Consider the following 16,560-nt stretch of genomic DNA (forward strand, 5'->3'; position numbering starts at 1 on the left):
GATGAAAACAACGGGTAATCTGGGGCTGAAAAAGCCCGATGGTACAGACATTGTAGATATCACCGACCTGAACGGCAATATGGATATTCTGGATACCGCCGTCAAGGCCGCGCAGGATCATGCCGCTGATACGGTTAAGCATATTACGGCGGCTGAGCGCAGCGCATGGAATGCGAAGGCGTCTACGGCGGTTGCCACCACGACCGCAGCGGGATTGATGGCCGCAGCGGATAAGTCGAAGCTGGATGGGGTGGCGCAGGGGGCTAATAATTATGTGCATCCCAATCATACCGGGGATGTAACCAGTTCTTCGGATGGTGTAACGGCAATTTCTCCTGGAGTGATTGTTAATGCGGATGTTAATGCAGCCGCCGGGATTGATGCCAGCAAGATCGGAACGGGTGTGGTGTCGAATGCGGAGTTTGGGTATTTGGATGGGGTGACTGGTAATGTACAGGCTCAGCTAGATAACCGCCCCCAACTGAATAGTAATAACACGTTCACAAATAACCAAAAAATCATTTCTACGGCTGGTATGAACACATCCCCAGCTCTTTCTATTGAGGGGGTTACATTTAATGCTGCATTGCAAATCAAGAACACGACCCCATCGACCGGGAAAAGATATTCCTTGTATTCATATAACGGCGGAGATTTCGCCATCGTAAATGAAACGGATGCATACGCCGTAGCTCAAGTTGACGCTGCTTCTAAGGTATGGACGATCCCGGGTGGTGTGAAATCTCCAAACGTCCCGAATCAGACTACGGCTGATATTACCTACTATGTCCGGACGGATGGGAATGATGGGAATACGGGAACGGCAGATACGGCGGGCGGAGCGTTTAAGACATGGGCAAAAGCTTATAGCGTCCTGCCGAAAACAATCAATCATACAGTTAATGTTTATGTAGGACCGGGAACATACCCAGAAACAATTTCACTAAAAGGATTTGGCGGAGAAGGTGCACTGAGTGTTATCGGGATCGCTGCAAGCAGATTTGTGCAGAGGGTTGAGATTGTTAACTGTACGATTGTCACGACGATTGACGGTTTTACTTGTACTGCAACAACGGTTGAAGCGGTGAGCATTCGTTCTTCTACTGCAGCAGTCGTGAATCAAGTAATATCTACTGTAAGCGCGACGAATCAATCTGGTATTGTGCTAAATTTAGCAACTGCACGATTAACAGCTTGTGTGATTTCTAATAAAGGGAGGGTTGTGAGCGCCGTTAATGGCGGGAAAGCCTATGCTGAAAATTTCAGTGGCACAGGGAATACACACGGGTATGTAGCAGATTTGGCTGGTCACATATCGTATGCAGGCACTCAGGCAACTTCTATAAATGGAAATTATGCCGGAGCGGGAGGGATTGTAAATTCAGAGGTGCTCAACCCATGGGGAGATAATACACTTGCAAGTAGGCCCGTCACGAGAGCATATATAGGGACTGGACACGGGTTAACAGGGGGGGCATTTACTAAACTACAATTTAATGCTACGTACTATGATTACCAGAGCAATTTTAGTGTCGGGCTGAATAGATTTACCGCGAAGAAGTCCGGACTGTATTTAATCACAGGCGGCGTAATTACAGACTCTTTCGCCCCTGCCTCCGCCTCTCTTGTTCTAAGCGCATGGATCAACGGAACGAGACAGTTAGACATGGGTTCCTATAATAAATCTGGAGCGACTGGAAACATATACACACAAGGCACAAGAACTGTATATCTAAGTGCTGGGGATTATGTAGAGATGTACGCTTACGCAGATGCATATATGGTCACACAAGGCGGCGTCGGTGTTTTTAACGACTTTTCAGTTACACAAATTGCATAAGGAGGTATGACCGTGAATATATCACAAGCAATTATGTATCTATACCCAACCGCCAACCCCCTACACGATTTCATCGTCCAGGACAACGGCCCAGAACCCGTTCTGCGGCCAGGGGCCGAAGCCAAAGGCCGGGTACGCTACGAGATCAAGCCGCCAGAAATTATCGAACAATCAGTAGAAGGCATCCACTACCGCTATGGCATCGACTACAATCTACTGACCGAAGGCGAGGATTATGATCTGGTGGAACGCGGGCCGTATATTGCGGTCTGGAAGCTGGATGCACCGCAGCCGACCGAGGCTGAGTTGCAGGCAGCCTGGGAAGCGTACCAGGAAGCTGAGGCGAACAAGCCGCCGGTGCTGACGGAGATGGAGCAGTTGCAGCATGAGAATCTGCTGCTGAAGGCGCAGAATAACGCGCTCACCGAGCGTGCGGATTTTATCGAGGATATTATTGCTGAAATGGCAAGCCAAGTCTACTCTTAAACGTTCGGTTGGCTTGCCTAAGGTTTCACATATTAATAGAAAGGTGGTGAGAGCAATGGCATTGTTTTTTGCACAACGCGTTACGCTGGGGAAGACGGAGTATAGCGAGGTTCCCTCTACGCTGAAGCCTGCCGTCAAGGAGATTCTGGTGGAGAATGGACTTACGTTCCTTGTTACTGAAGAGTAGATTGCCGCAGGCGCCGCTGAGGGCGTTTTTATTTTGCCCTCGGACCCGTCCGGGGGCTATATATGACGATGAAGCTTCAAGTTTAAATCTTAAGTGCGTCTTATATAACTATTTTTATAACCACACAGAAGGGAGTGAAGCAATGGACAGCAACGATGTTGCGAATCTGGAGAAGCTGCTGCCGCTTGCGGATAAGTATGGACTGGCTTATATCATCGCTCTGATTCTGCTCATGATTATGCTTGTGCTTTTGCGGTCAATTGTGAAGGGGAATCTGGTGCCGCGTGAACTGCTGGAGCGTGCTGAGGAAGACCGGGACAGGCTGCAGAATATACTTGACAAAGAGCGGTCAGACTTCATGGCACCTACGCTTGAAGTCTTACAGCGATTGAAGATAGACCATTCCGCAGGCAATCATACAGGTAGTAATAGTATTAATGAAGAAGACAGGGGGGGATAACGTGCTGAGTGCGTGGATCAAGCGTCTATCGCCCCTGCACCGGGACAGAGAGCGGAGGCTGGCGCTGGCAGGACATAAGGTGTCGCTCTCTATCCGAAGGTACAAGAATGTCTCTCAGGACATTCAGGATGAAATCAGGAACAACGGGTTCGCCCAGTTCCTAATCTATGATCGGGGGGCAGAAGATGAGCAGCATTGATATGGTGTTGTTACTGGCCTATTCCATATCCTTTATCTGTGCGCTGCTGCTGATGGCTGCGCTTTTTTTGTATTTCCGCCGGAGATTCCAGGTACGCGTAGTCAGTCTGTTTATGCTGGCGGCGTTCTTTTTCCTCGGGGCGTATACGGTAAAAATGGCGGTGGCCTTCTGGATCAGATTCAGCTCCGCGCCGGGCCCGAATGCTATACGAAGCTCGCTGCAATCGGATGCCTGGGCTATTGCCCAGACGGGAACAACCATAGGGCTAGTCATTCTAACCCTCTTAATGTACACCAGACGGAAGGATCTGTTCGTGGTCCTCTCTGAAATCAGGAAAGGGGAGAAGTCGCATGCTGACGCTGGCTCAGGTACTGAATAAATCCGCTGCCCGTCTGTCTGGGCTTCATCCCGCTGTCCTTGCCGCAGCGACCGCACTGATTGAACGCAGTTATGCTGGCGGGGTTCCCATCCTGATCACGCAAGGCCTGCGGACGATTGCCGAACAGGATGCGCTCTATGCCCAGGGGCGAACCCGGCCGGGAGCGATCGTGACGAATGCGCGCGGCGGGTACAGCTATCACAATTATGGATTGGCGGCGGATTTTGCGCTGCTGCTTCAAGATGGCTCTAGCGTCTCTTGGGATATGAACAGGGACGGGAACCAGAATGGGACCCGGGATTGGCTGGAGGTGGTGCAGCATGCTAAGGCCATTGGATTCGAATGGGGCGGCGACTGGACCAGCTTCAAGGATTACCCGCATCTGCAGATGAGCTTCGGACTAGGTCTGGCAGATCTGCGAACGGGGAAAAAGCCTGCGGCTGACGCGGTGGAGGCGGCGATAGAACGAATCAAGCCCAAGGAGGAACAAGCGGTGAAGACTCAGATGAAAGTTGCAGTACAGGTGAATGGAACGAAGATTGCAGACGGGTGGCTGGAGAATGGGGTCACCTATGTTCCTGCACGTAAAATTGCGGAGGCGCTGGGCGCTCAGATTGCCTATCATCCGGCTGCCAACATCGTCGAAATCACCACCACACCGCAGAAAGGAGCGATTTCATGATGAACCGCGAACTGCTGGATAATGTATTGGCTTTTGCCTCCATTCTGTCCGTCTTTATTCTTGCCCTAGTGCAGCTGATCAAAAATAATACCCATTTGCCGCGTAACAGCATCCCTTTTATTGGACTAGGCATCGGGCTACTGGTTGGAGCGGCGGCGTATCCTTTTACAGAGCTGGAGCTGACCTTGCGTCTATGGGCAGGCGGATTGGCCGGGTTGTCGGCTACCGGATTATTTGAATTGGCATTCAACAACCGCTCAGACCATACAATGAAATAAAAGTTAACCTGTAATCAACGGTCGGCTCTGCGGAGCTGGCCTTTTTTGTCGTTTTACGTCACATAACTTTACATGAAAACCACATGAAACACTTATAAAAGAGAGAATATAATAGCAAGAAATACATAATTTTTTATGACTGCATAAATAGCCGGTTTGGTGTATAATCGAAATTACTGCACTGCTTTACCGCGCAATAAAGTTGAAGATTTCCGGGCTGTTTTATTGTATGATATGTAGAAAGCTTTTCAAATAGACAATGTTAAGAGCATTGATCCGGAAGAGGATGGGGGGAGCAGCATGACCGAACTTACGACTACCGTTAGCAAAAGCAACTCCAACAATCTGCTGCGGCGGGACGTACGGTTCCTGGGGAACATACTGGGCGAAGTCTTGGTACACCAAGGCGGCAACGAACTGCTGGATATTGTGGAGAAGATCCGGGAGACCAGCAAATCGCTGCGCTCATTGTTTTTGCCTGAACTGCACAATGAATTTAAAGAGCTGATCAGCTCACTGGACCCGGAGAATCGCCATCAGGTAATCCGCGCGTTCGCTATTTATTTCCAGTTAGTGAATATCGCTGAACAGAACCACCGTATTCGCCGTAAACGCGACTACGAACGTTCTGCCGGGGAGACGGTGCAGCCGGGGTCGATTGAGAGCGCGGTTCAGGAGCTTCGCGAACGGGATTTCTCCCACGAAGAGGTTCTTGAGATCATGAGCGGCATGTCGCTCGAGCTGGTTATGACCGCTCACCCAACTGAAGCTATGCGCCGTGCGATTCTCGATATCCACAAACGGATCTCCGACGATGTCATGGGCCTTGATAATCCGACGCTAACCTTCCGCGAACGCGAACAGCTCCGGGAGAAGCTGCTGAATGAGGTTATTACCTTGTGGCAGACCGATGAACTGCGCGACCGCAAGCCTACGGTGCTGGATGAAGTGCGTAACGGGATGTATTACTTCCATGAGACGATTTTTGAAGTGCTGCCGGATGTATATCAGGAGCTGGAGCGCTGTTTGAGCAAATATTATCCGGGCCAGAACTGGCATGTGCCGACCTATCTGCGTTTCGGTTCATGGATCGGGGGAGACCGCGACGGCAACCCTTCCGTGAAGGCAAAAGTAACCTTGCAGACACTTCGTCTGCAGCGTAAGCTGGCTATTCGTGAATACCAGCGTATTATGCGCGAGCTGATGCAGTATCTCAGCTTTAGTACAAGCATTGTGAATGTGACGCCGGAGCTGCTGGAATCCATTGAGACTGACCGGAATATTATCAATCTCAACCGGGTTGATGCCTGGCGTAATGATAACGAGCCTTACCGGATTAAGCTCAGCTATATGATCTCGAAGACCCAGAATGTGCTGGACGATGAGAAAAAAGGAACACCAGAGCGCTATGCATCCCCAGCGCAATTCATCGACGACCTGAACGTGATTGACCGCAGCCTGCGGCATCACTATGCCGATTATGTAGCCGATACCTACATTAAGAAGCTGATTCGTCAGGTGGAGCTGTTTGGCTTCCACACCTCTACGCTGGATGTCCGCCAGCACAGTCAGGAGCATGAGAATGCAATGACAGAGGTTCTGGCCAAGATGAATGTTACACCGGATTACTCCAAGCTGTCGGAGCAAGAGAAGATTGTGCTGCTGGAGAAGCTGCTGAATGATCCGCGTCCGCTAACTTCCCCTTACCAGTCTTATAGTGAAGGGACAGAGGAATGCCTGGCGGTATACCGTGCGATCTATGAAGCGCAGGAAGAATACGGCGTGCAGTGCATCACTAGCTATCTGATCAGTATGGCGGAGGCGGCAAGCGATATTCTGGAGGTTATGGTCTTCTCCAAGGAAGTCGGCTTGTTCCGCAAAGACAACGACGGGACGGTAGTCTGTACTCTGCAGGCGGTGCCGCTGTTCGAGACGATTGACGACCTGCATGATGCGCCGCAGATTATGCGTACGCTGCTCAGCATGCCGATCTACCGTGATGCCGTCAGTGCGATGAATGATCTGCAGGAGATCATGCTGGGGTATTCTGACAGTAATAAAGACGGCGGTGTGGTTACAGCGAACTGGGAGCTGCGTGTGGCCCTGAAAGAGATCACAGCGACTGCCGATGAGTTCGGCATTAAGCTGAAGTTCTTCCATGGACGGGGCGGCGCCCTCGGACGCGGCGGTATGCCGCTTAACCGGAGTATTCTAGCCCAACCAGCTTCCACCATCGGCGGCGGGATTAAGATTACCGAGCAGGGTGAGGTTATCTCTTCCCGGTATTCGATGAAAGGCATTGCTTACCGCAGTCTGGAGCAGGCGACGTCTGCGCTCATTACAGCGGCCATCCATGCCAGATCGCCACAGGCGGATCTGTACGAAGCCAAGTGGGATGAGATTATTGCCCGCATCTCTGAAGTCTCGCTGAATAAATATCAGGATCTGATCTTCCGTGATCCGGATTTCCTGACGTACTTCAAAGAGTCCACGCCGCTACCGGAGGTAGGCGAGCTGAATATCGGCTCACGCCCTTCGAAGCGGAAGAATAGCGAGCGCTTCGAGGATCTGCGTGCAATTCCTTGGGTATTCGCTTGGACGCAGAGCCGTTATCTGCTTCCAGCATGGTATGCTGCCGGAACCGGTCTGCAGAGCTTCTATGAGGGCAAGGAAGAGAATATGAAGATCATGCAGCATATGTATGCGAACTTCTCATTCTTCACGACCCTGATCGATACGCTGCAGATGGCTATTGCGAAGGCGGATCTTGTCATCGCTAAGGAATACGCCGGCATGGGCAAGAACGAGGAGGCGCGTGCGCGGATCTTCGGCCAGATCGAAGCCGAGTTCAAGCTGACCTCTGAGCTGATCCTTCAGATCACCGGCCAGCAGGATATTCTGGATAATGTCCCGGTCATTCAGGAATCCATCCGCCTGCGTAATCCGTACGTTGATCCGCTCAGCTACCTGCAGGTTCAACTCCTCGCCGAGCTTCGCGCCCTGCGTGAAGCTGAGGGGGACGACGCTGAACTGCTGCGTGAAGTGCTGCTCACGATCAATGGTATTGCCGCCGGTCTTCGGAATACCGGCTGATGGTTTATGGGCACCCGCTCTGCCGGTCTTGATCTAAAAAAACGGCGAAGCCGCTTTAAGGTTTGGATCTAAAAGTCGGCGAAGCCGCTTTAGGGTTTTGATTTTTGGGGTTTCAGCATTGAAGCTGGCCCTAAACCGCTTCAGAACACCCGTCCGCCTCCTTAACTGGAGGTGGGCGGTTTTTTGGTTATTCAGGAAATAATACCAACAAGGTGGACATCTCCGAAGAAGCAGATAGACCAACTGGAAACAGTAGGGGAATGGATGAAACTTTGGCGAAAGGCAGGAATAATTGGATTTACTACACTTGCTAATAAGCAGAAAAGCCCTCGACAGAAGTTAGTTGGAAAAAGGACACTTAATCTGCTGTAAATAGATCACGTTAGCAGAAAGTAACATAATTAAATAACATTTATCCAATTAATTTCCTCTGGCGCTCCAAAACCTCCAATTTAAGATACGTTTATCCAACTAATGTTCCATCATGCAAAGTGACCACCCTTTACTTTGATTGTACAAATACGGTTTGGGAGTTAGAGGGGGATAAGGAGGGCTTCAGTCTGCGCGCGATTCTCCCTCTCTGTATATTTTAGTTGTTTCCAGCGAGGCCGGGAGTCACAGACCCGGCCGAGCCCCATGCCCCGCCCCATTGTTGCCTGAGATATACTTGGGCAACAAGAAAAGCTGTGGGGGAACCCAGGCTGATGGAGGGGGCGAAGCGGAAATTTGGAACTGTAGGAGCGGTAGCGTTCGCCTTTATTGGCAGATTTCAACCGCAGCTAGCGGTTCCAATCAGGAAATCTGCAAATAACAGCGGCCGGAAGTCCAAATGTTCTGCGCAGCCCCCGACTAATCAGCCGCCAGGGGGTTCCCGCTGCAATCAGCCGCCAGGGGTCCAGGGGGCCGCCAGCAACCCGACAGCCAGCTTTTCCAGCACATTATATAGAAGGTAACAATACAAACCTTGATTTTTGAACACACATGATTTACGATTTAAATGCTTGTACCGTGGTCTTCGAAGAGCTGACAGTCCAAGGGCGGCAAGTCTGGGGGAATTAACAGGTGGAGAATCTGGAAGGCAGACTGACAAAGCTCGCCCTGAAGGGTGACCAAAGGGCATTTGCCGAGCTTGTGGATCTATATAAAGATAAAATTTATCATTTGGCTTACCGTATGCTGAATAACCGCCATGAGGCGGAGGATGTTGTTCAGGAGACTTTTTTGCGCGTCTACAGAAATTTGGATAGGTATGATGATAAGCAGAAGTTCTCGACATGGATCTACCGGATTGGCACGAACCTCTGCATTGACCGGCTGCGTAAGCGGCGCCCGACCTATTCCCTGGATGCCGAGATGAACGACCAGGAGGGGATTGACGGGTATTCGATGATTCCGAGCGATAATGTGACACCGGAGACGGAGCTTCTGCTCTCGGAGACACAGAGACTCATCTATGAAGCCATCGACAGCCTGCCCGTGAAGTACAGGTCGGTGATGATTCTGCGGTATTTGCAGGATTTGTCACTTCAGGAGATCGGCGATGTGCTGGATATGCCCGTGACGACGATTAAGACCCGGGTGCACCGGGGCCGTGAGTTTTTACGTAAGAAATTAGGACCCAAATTGTAAAAATAGATTATTTTTTATGAAACTCCTGCATTGCAGGGACGTATGTAAGTTAAGCAAGTCTTATGCACTAAATTAGCACGTATGAAAGGATTGGCTCCTATGGAATGCAAACTGGCCGTCTCTATGATGCACGACTACCTGGATGACGACTTGCCCGACCTGCAGCAGAGGGAATTGAAGGAGCATCTTTTATCCTGTACGGAGTGCCGTGCGAGGTTCAAAGAACTGGAACAGACCGATATGCTGATGTTTTCCCTGATGCACCAGACACCTGTGGCCTCGGAGGATTTGGTTGGCCGGATTATGGATTCATTACCGAAACCCAAGAAGGAAAGAGCCTTCATCACCTGGATCAAGCGGCATCCGGCCCTGACGGCGGCGTCCCTGTTCATTCTTGTGATGCTGATGAGCTCCGTAACCTTTTGGAATCAGGATCGGCAGCTTGTGGTTAGAGGGGCAGACCTCGACCAGGTTGTGATCAAGGGGAATACGGTGATTGTACCCTCCGGCAAAATTATCTCCGGTGATCTGACGGTGGAGAACGGGAAGACTCAAGTCTACGGGGAAGTCAACGGGAACGTAACGGTGATCGACGGTTCGCTGTATCAGGCTTCAACCGCCCATATCTCCGGGCAAGTCAAAAGTATAGACCAAGCAGTAAGCTGGATCTGGTATAAAGTGACGAACATGTTCTCTGAAGTTGCCTACCGATAGCTATATGTTGGTCGCTTGTAGCAGATAACTCATTTGCGCCTCTTTTTCCGGAAAGATGGCGCTTTTTTGTTGCCTGAAATGACAGGTTCTTCAATTTACCAGCCGACAAACTTGCAACCGGAGGCGTAACGTTATAACCTAGAATAAGATTCAAGCTTAACAGACAATTTACATAAACCCAGCTAATTTGATATGACGGGGGTTTTCGGCCATGAGCTACTTTACTGACCTTACATGGAAAGAATCCATTAAAGATATAATCGATATTCTAATTGTCAGCTACATTATCTATAAAGTGCTCAATATGGTGCGCGGGACGCGGGCGGTTCAGCTGCTGAAGGGGATTCTGGTGCTGGTCGTGATCTGGGGCGGCAGTACGCTGCTCGACTTATACACGCTGAAATGGCTGATGAACCAGATGTTTACGTTCGGGGTGTTTGCGATCTTTATTATTTTTCAGCCGGAGCTGCGGCGGGGACTGGAACAGCTGGGACGGGGCAAATTCTTCGGACGGAATGCGGAGAGCGATGAAGAGATCAGCAAATTAATCGGCGAAGTGATTAAAGCCGTGAATTATCTGGCTGTCCGCAAAATCGGGGCATTGATCGTATTCGAACGGGCGACGGGGCTTAATGAATATACGGAATCCGGGATCGCTATGCGTTCTGAGGTCAGCTCGGAGCTGCTGATTAATATCTTCATCCCTAATACACCGCTGCATGACGGGGCGCTGATTATGCAGGGAAGCCAGATTGCGGCGGCGGCCTGTTACCTGCCGCTCTCCGAGAATCCGTTCATCAGCAAGGAACTGGGAACCCGGCACCGTGCCGCCATCGGTATCAGTGAGGTGGCAGACTCGGTGTCTGTAGTCGTCTCAGAGGAGACGGGGCAGATCTCACTGGCCATTAATGGACAAATTGTCCGGGATATCAAGGAAGAGTCCCTGATCTCGAAGCTGCACGAAGAGCTGAGTGCAAGCAGCTCGCCCCTGATGGAGAAGAGCTCCGCTTTCTGGAGACGGAGGGGGAATAAAAACAATGGATAAGTGGATGAAGAATAACAACTTCAACAAGATCCTTGCCCTGGCTCTGGGGATTATTCTGTGGACCATTGTGCATGTGGATACCGCACCAACGTACCAGACTACGGTTAATACCGAATCGAAGACGATTGAGAATGTCAAAGTGGAGATTGAAGGCTTCGACAGTGAGAATTATGTACTGACCAAGGATGTGGATAGCGTCAGGATGGAGGTAATGGGCAAGAAGTCCGATCTGACCTACAAGTTCTCCGATGCCTACCGGGTATGGCTGGATCTGAAGGATGTGAAGCCCGGCGATAACACACTTCCGCTGATGTATTCGACTCCAAGTGGTGTAACCCTGGAAGCTATGGTCCCGAATCAGGTGAATGTGCATATCGAGCCGCGGACGACCAAGTCTTTTCCCGTCTCACTGAATATTATGGGAGAGCCGGCAGCAGGCTATGAAGTAGGCAGTCCTGTGATTGACCCGGTATCTGTGGAAGTTACCCTTCCGGCTAGTGATCTTGCACGGGTAGCGAAGGTGCAGGGGAAGGTGGAGCTGGATGGGCAAAATGAGACTTTTAGCGAGAAGAGGCTGAAGCTCTTTGCTCTTGACAGTAAGGGGAATACGCTGGAGGATGCGGTCATTGAACCCTCTACAGTAGCTGTAGAATTGCCTGTTACCCTCCCGTCCAAAACCTTGCCGCTGGACATCAGCTTCACGGGCAGTCTGCCGGGTTCACTGGTGCTCTCTAGGGTAACGCCTGAGCAGGATATGGTAACAGTGTACGGCAGTGCAGAGACCCTTAAGACCTTATCTTCGTATGAGGCTGTCCTGGATTTAAGCACTATCAAGAATGCGGGGACAGAGCAGATGAAGCTGGAGCTTAAGCCGCCCGAGGGTACCGGCAAGATTGAGCCTGCAGCAATGACTGTGGCGGTCTCAGCGGCGGAGATTACCGAGCGGACTCTCTCTGCTATTCCCATTAAGCTGGAGGGCGTCAGCAGCGGGCTGACAGCCCGTGTCATAGATCCTGGGGGTGCTACTATAGATCTGACCCTTTCAGGCGCGCCAACGCTGCTGGACCAGCTCGACCAGGATAGCATCAGCGTGGTTGCAGATGTAGTAGGGCTTACGGCTGGCGTTCACGATGTTACGCTGCAGGTCTCGCTCCCCCGGTTCATTACCCTGCAGAATGCCGCCTCGCAGCTTGTGGCGAAGGTGGAACTGTCGGCACCTGCTGCTCCAGCCGCGACTGCCGCGCCGGACAGCAGCCCGGCCTCATCATCGCCTACGCCGGAGCCCAGCGCTGAACCTGCATCAGGGGATGAGACGCTCGTAGAGCCGACCCCGGAGCATACCGGTGAGATTATAGAGGAGACTCCGGCACCGACACATATTCCGCTGGAGACTGCTGAACCAACGCCGCCTGCAAGCGGAAATAATGCCGACAGTACGGGCGGAACGTAACTTTTCATGTAAGTACGAGTCTATTTATATGCACCTGACATACACGAATTATCGAATCATTCATACTATAATTTATTAAGCTGAAGCAGCGTATTCAAAAGGAGAAAAAAAGATGGGTAAGTATTTCGGAACAGACGGCGTACGCGGGGTGGCTAACCGTGAACTAACAGCAGAAATGGCCTACAGTATTGGACGCTGCGGGGGATATGTGCTGGCAGGAAATGTGGAAAAGCCTAAAGTGGTCATCGGGATGGATACACGAATCTCCGGTCCGCTGCTTGAATCGGCACTGATTGCCGGCTTGTTGTCCATTGGGGCAGATGTGATCCGTCTGGGTGTAGTCTCTACACCTGCTGTAGCTTATATCACTAGATTGCTGAAGGCGGATGCCGGAGTGATGATCTCTGCTTCACATAATCCGGTGGAGGATAACGGAATCAAGTTCTTCGGCGGAGACGGCTTCAAGCTGACGGATGAAACGGAGCTGCGCATCGAGGAGCTGATGGATGCCGAGCAGGATGAGCTGCCACGTCCGGTAGGATCGGGTCTGGGCACGCTGCGGGTGGATGATCAAGCGAAATACCTCTACCTGGAGTATCTGAAGACCACCATCGACCAGAGCTTCAAGGGTACGAAGGTGGTGCTTGACTGCGCACACGGCGCAGCCTATGAACTAGCACCGCGATTATTCAAGGAACTGGGCGCAGAAGTGATTGCCATTGGGGCAGAGCCGGACGGGCTGAATATCAACGACGGCTTTGGCTCCACACACCCGGAGACTCTGCGTGCAGAGGTGCTGCGGCATGGTGCGGATCTGGGACTTGCTTTTGACGGGGATGCGGACCGCTTGATTGCTATTGATGAGAACGGCGACGAGGTGGATGGAGACTTCATTCTCTGCATTTGCGGGGATGCGATGAACCGTGCAGGGAAGCTGAAGGACGGCACTATTGTATCTACAGTAATGAGTAACATCGGGTTCTACAAGGCGACAGAGAAGCTGGCGCTGAATACGGCGAAGACCGCCGTCGGCGACCGTTATGTCATGGAAGAGATGCGCCGCGGCGGCTATAATCTGGGCGGGGAGCAATCCGGCCATGTGATTTTCCTGGACTATAATACTACGGGTGACGGAATTCTGACTGCGATTCAACTGGTGAATACCATGAAGGCTTCCGGCAAAAAGCTAAGCACACTGAAGTCCATGATGACTAAATATCCGCAGGTGCTGGTCAATGTGCGGGTGCAGGACAAAACCAATTATCCGAACAATCCGGCCATTGAGGCCGCGATCATAGAGGTAGAAAGCAAGCTGGGCGACAATGGGCGTGTCCTGGTGCGTCCTTCGGGAACCGAGCCGCTGATCCGTGTAATGGCCGAAGGGCCGGATAAGGCGGAGCTGGATCTTTTTGTAGGGCAGATTGTTGAAGTGGTTCAGCGCGAGCTGGTGTAATCACTCACTGAAGTAGCAGGACAGATGGCCGGTGGATGGATCAATCCGATTCGTTCACCGGCTGAATTATTAATGAGGTCATGGCTGTTTGGAAAAAGTGTGAAATGGATGAAAAAGGTTTTCTTCACCACATCGTTGCAAAAACGGGTTGAGGTGCATATAATAGACTAAGTGTCATTCCAGAAGGAAAGCGGGGATTGTAAGGTTATTGCAACACAAGCGCCAGAGCTTGATCTTGCGCGGGGGAGAAGGGAGGACCGGTGGCTGCGTGAGCAGTGCAGATCGGTCTGAACGGATCACGGCAGATGTAAGCTGACGAGGTGGAGGTGTTCGAAATGTTCGGCGGGGACCTCCCGGTGATGCACCAGAGCCGTAAATGGAAGCGGAAAATGCGAGGGCGACCTTGCACACAACGCTTTTGTGGGTGCTAACTTAAAGATGTACAGAGCATGGGTATGCGCATTTGCAGGAAGACAGGACGGTTCTGCCACGGCAGAGGAGAAGACTGTGCATAATCGTGACTAACGATGTAGTTGACAGGTTATCATGTTGGTTGTAATGGACAACATCATATTTGCTTTTCTTCAAAACATGCCGCACGGCACGTTTCTTTCCTCATGCGCGCCTAATTACGATAAATTGGACGGAGGAAAATATAATGTGTGGTATTGTAGGATATATTGGTAATCAGAATTCGCAGGGGATCTTGGTCGAGGGTCTGAAGAAACTGGAATATCGCGGGTATGATTCCGCTGGTATTGCTGTGTTCACGAAGGATGGTCTGCAGGTGGTAAAAGCACAGGGACGTATGGCGAACCTGGAATCCCGTCTGGACGCGACTCCGCTGACAGGCAGCGCCGGGATCGGTCACACACGCTGGGCTACACACGGCAAGCCATCCGATGAGAACTCTCATCCTCACACTGACAACAGTCACAAATTCTCGGTAGTACACAACGGGATTGTCGAGAATTACCTGGATCTCAAGGAAGAGCTGATTGCCGGAGGATGCCACTTCACCTCTGAGACAGATACAGAAGTTATCTCCCACCTGATTGCCCGCGAATACAAGGGAGATATCGTTAAGGCGGTACAGCAGGCGATTTCTTACATGCGCGGAGCGTTTGCTCTGGGTGTACTGACTGAATATGAACCGGATAAGCTGGTAGCTGTGCGTCAAGCGAGCCCGCTGATCATCGGTCTGGGCGATGGCGAGAACTTTATCGGGTCTGATATTCCGGCACTGCTAGAATACACCCGCAACGTATATATTCTGAACGACGGCGAAATGGCTGTATTGACACGGGATGCTGTCGAACTGATGACGATTGAAGGCAACTTTATTTCTCGGGAAATGATTACTGTCGATTGGGATGCCGTTACCGCAGAAAAGGGCGGTTATGAGCACTTCATGCTGAAAGAAATCCACGAGCAGCCTAAGGCATACCGCGATACCATGCGCGGACGGATGAATGCGGAAGGCAACAAAGTCATTCTGCCTGAGCTTAACCTGACAGAAGAACAAATCAAGAACATCCGCAATATCCAAGTGGTAGCTTGCGGTACTGCATATAATGCCGGATTGGTTGGACGTAACCTGATTGAGTCCCTGGTACGCATTCCTGTAGAGAATGATATCGCTTCTGAATACCGTTACCGTTCACCAATCGTAACTCCAGAGACACTGGTTATCGTAGTGAGCCAATCGGGTGAAACTGCTGATACACTGGCTGCACTTCGTGAAGGTCAAGCGAATGGAGCTCATGTACTTGCAATCACTAACGTAGTAGGCAGCTCTATTGCCCGGGAAGCAGACAGTGTACTGGTTACGCTGGCTGGTCCAGAAATCGCTGTAGCCTCGACCAAGGCTTACACTTCCCAGCTGATCGCATTCACTTTGCTGGGTCTGTATCTGGCAGAAGTACGCGGCACACAGTCTGAGGCTGAGGTTACGAAGATTCTGGCCGCTATGCAGTCTCTGCCGGAGCAAGTTGAAGTCATTCTGAGTCAAAAAGACGCGATTAAAGCCTATGCCGAGCAAATCGCTGAGCACAAGCACCTGTTCTTCATCGGCCGCGGCGTAGATTACGCTGTAGCTCAGGAAGGCTCGCTGAAGCTCAAGGAAATCTCCTACATTCACTCGGAAGCCTATGCTGCGGGTGAACTGAAGCATGGTACCCTGGCCCTGATCGAAGAAGGCGTTCCTGTCATCGCTCTGGCTACCCTGGAATCCGTGCTCGAGAAGACCGTCAGCAATATCAAAGAAGTAAAAGCCCGTGGCGCTCATGTCATGGCCATCACCCACGAAGAGCACAAAGACGACCTGCTCCGCTCTGTTGACCAGGTATTCGTGATCCCTCAGACCCTGCCGCTGCTTACCGCTGCATTGTCAGTAGTTACGCTGCAGTTGCTGGCCTACTACGCATCTCTGGCCCTGGGTCATGATGTCGATAAGCCAAGAAACCTGGCGAAGAGTGTTACTGTGGAGTAGGGGGAAATGTAGGTAACTAATCATTGAATTCGTAAAATAGAAGTGGGAATTAGACGTTAGATTCCGCTACAATCATGCTTCTGCATAAATAATTCGTAATGGGACTCTCTATTTGTACAATAGAGAGTCCTTTTTTTATAAAAAAACGGACTTAATTTGACTAAATGTAGTTGG

15 protein-coding genes are annotated in these 16,560 nt (G+C 51.1%); all 15 read left to right on the plus strand.

What is annotated here, in order from left to right; all coding sequences use genetic code 11:
* The first annotated feature begins 1 nt into the window (after position 1).
* The 15 genes from NSU18_RS23605 (at position 2) to glmS (ending at position 16,386) form a co-directional block, all read left to right on the plus strand.
* The gene (locus NSU18_RS23605; RefSeq protein ID WP_341150191.1) at positions 2-1,840 is read left to right on the plus strand and encodes a hypothetical protein; all 1,839 of its coding nucleotides are present in this window, start codon (positions 2-4) and stop codon (positions 1,838-1,840) included.
* A gap of 12 nt (positions 1,841-1,852) precedes the next feature.
* The gene (locus tag NSU18_RS23610) at positions 1,853-2,326 is read left to right on the plus strand and encodes an XkdW family protein (protein ID WP_341150192.1); all 474 of its coding nucleotides are present in this window, start codon (positions 1,853-1,855) and stop codon (positions 2,324-2,326) included.
* A 55-nt stretch (positions 2,327-2,381) separates the two neighbouring features.
* Entirely contained in the window at positions 2,382-2,513 is a 132-nt protein-coding gene (locus tag NSU18_RS23615; protein WP_341150193.1) for a hypothetical protein, read from the plus strand.
* 142 nt (positions 2,514-2,655) lie between these two features.
* Positions 2,656-2,973 carry a hypothetical protein gene (locus NSU18_RS23620; RefSeq protein WP_340751553.1) on the plus strand — a complete coding sequence of 106 codons (318 nt, stop codon included), beginning with the start codon at positions 2,656-2,658 and terminating at the stop codon, positions 2,971-2,973.
* A complete protein-coding gene (locus NSU18_RS23625; protein WP_341016441.1) occupies positions 2,951-3,172 on the plus strand; it encodes a hypothetical protein in 222 nt (73 codons plus the stop codon). The genes NSU18_RS23620 and NSU18_RS23625 overlap by 23 nt, the downstream gene beginning before the upstream one ends.
* Complete coding sequence (locus tag NSU18_RS23630; RefSeq protein ID WP_341150194.1) at positions 3,159-3,551, plus strand: hypothetical protein; 393 nt, start codon at positions 3,159-3,161, stop codon at positions 3,549-3,551. Before NSU18_RS23625 ends, NSU18_RS23630 begins: the two co-directional genes overlap by 14 nt.
* On the plus strand, positions 3,523-4,233 hold the full coding sequence (locus NSU18_RS23635; RefSeq protein WP_341016444.1) for a M15 family metallopeptidase: 711 nt from the start codon (positions 3,523-3,525) through the stop codon (positions 4,231-4,233). Before NSU18_RS23630 ends, NSU18_RS23635 begins: the two co-directional genes overlap by 29 nt.
* Complete coding sequence (locus tag NSU18_RS23640) at positions 4,233-4,511, plus strand: holin (RefSeq protein ID WP_341018570.1); 279 nt, start codon at positions 4,233-4,235, stop codon at positions 4,509-4,511. Before NSU18_RS23635 ends, NSU18_RS23640 begins: the two co-directional genes overlap by 1 nt.
* Positions 4,512-4,811: 300 nt before the next feature.
* Positions 4,812-7,604 (plus strand): phosphoenolpyruvate carboxylase, encoded by a 2,793-nt coding sequence (gene ppc, locus NSU18_RS23645; RefSeq protein WP_341150195.1) that lies wholly within the window; start codon positions 4,812-4,814, stop codon positions 7,602-7,604.
* A gap of 1,062 nt (positions 7,605-8,666) precedes the next feature.
* Positions 8,667-9,233, plus strand: a complete 567-nt coding sequence (gene sigW / locus NSU18_RS23650; RefSeq protein ID WP_341016446.1) for an RNA polymerase sigma factor SigW — start codon at positions 8,667-8,669, stop codon at positions 9,231-9,233.
* A gap of 99 nt (positions 9,234-9,332) precedes the next feature.
* Positions 9,333-9,947, plus strand: a complete 615-nt coding sequence (locus NSU18_RS23655; RefSeq protein ID WP_341016448.1) for an anti-sigma factor family protein — start codon at positions 9,333-9,335, stop codon at positions 9,945-9,947.
* A 211-nt stretch (positions 9,948-10,158) separates the two neighbouring features.
* Positions 10,159-10,992 carry a diadenylate cyclase CdaA gene (gene cdaA / locus NSU18_RS23660; RefSeq protein WP_341016450.1) on the plus strand — a complete coding sequence of 278 codons (834 nt, stop codon included), beginning with the start codon at positions 10,159-10,161 and terminating at the stop codon, positions 10,990-10,992.
* Complete coding sequence (locus tag NSU18_RS23665; protein WP_341016452.1) at positions 10,985-12,442, plus strand: CdaR family protein; 1,458 nt, start codon at positions 10,985-10,987, stop codon at positions 12,440-12,442. The genes cdaA and NSU18_RS23665 overlap by 8 nt, the downstream gene beginning before the upstream one ends.
* A gap of 112 nt (positions 12,443-12,554) precedes the next feature.
* A complete protein-coding gene (gene glmM / locus NSU18_RS23670) occupies positions 12,555-13,895 on the plus strand; it encodes a phosphoglucosamine mutase (protein ID WP_341150196.1) in 1,341 nt (446 codons plus the stop codon).
* 658 nt (positions 13,896-14,553) lie between these two features.
* Positions 14,554-16,386 carry a glutamine--fructose-6-phosphate transaminase (isomerizing) gene (glmS, locus tag NSU18_RS23675; RefSeq protein WP_341150197.1) on the plus strand — a complete coding sequence of 611 codons (1,833 nt, stop codon included), beginning with the start codon at positions 14,554-14,556 and terminating at the stop codon, positions 16,384-16,386.
* Positions 16,387-16,560: the final 174 nt, after the last annotated feature.

The organism is Paenibacillus sp. FSL H8-0048 (assembly GCF_038002825.1).
GTDB lineage: Bacteria > Bacillota > Bacilli > Paenibacillales > Paenibacillaceae > Paenibacillus_AQ.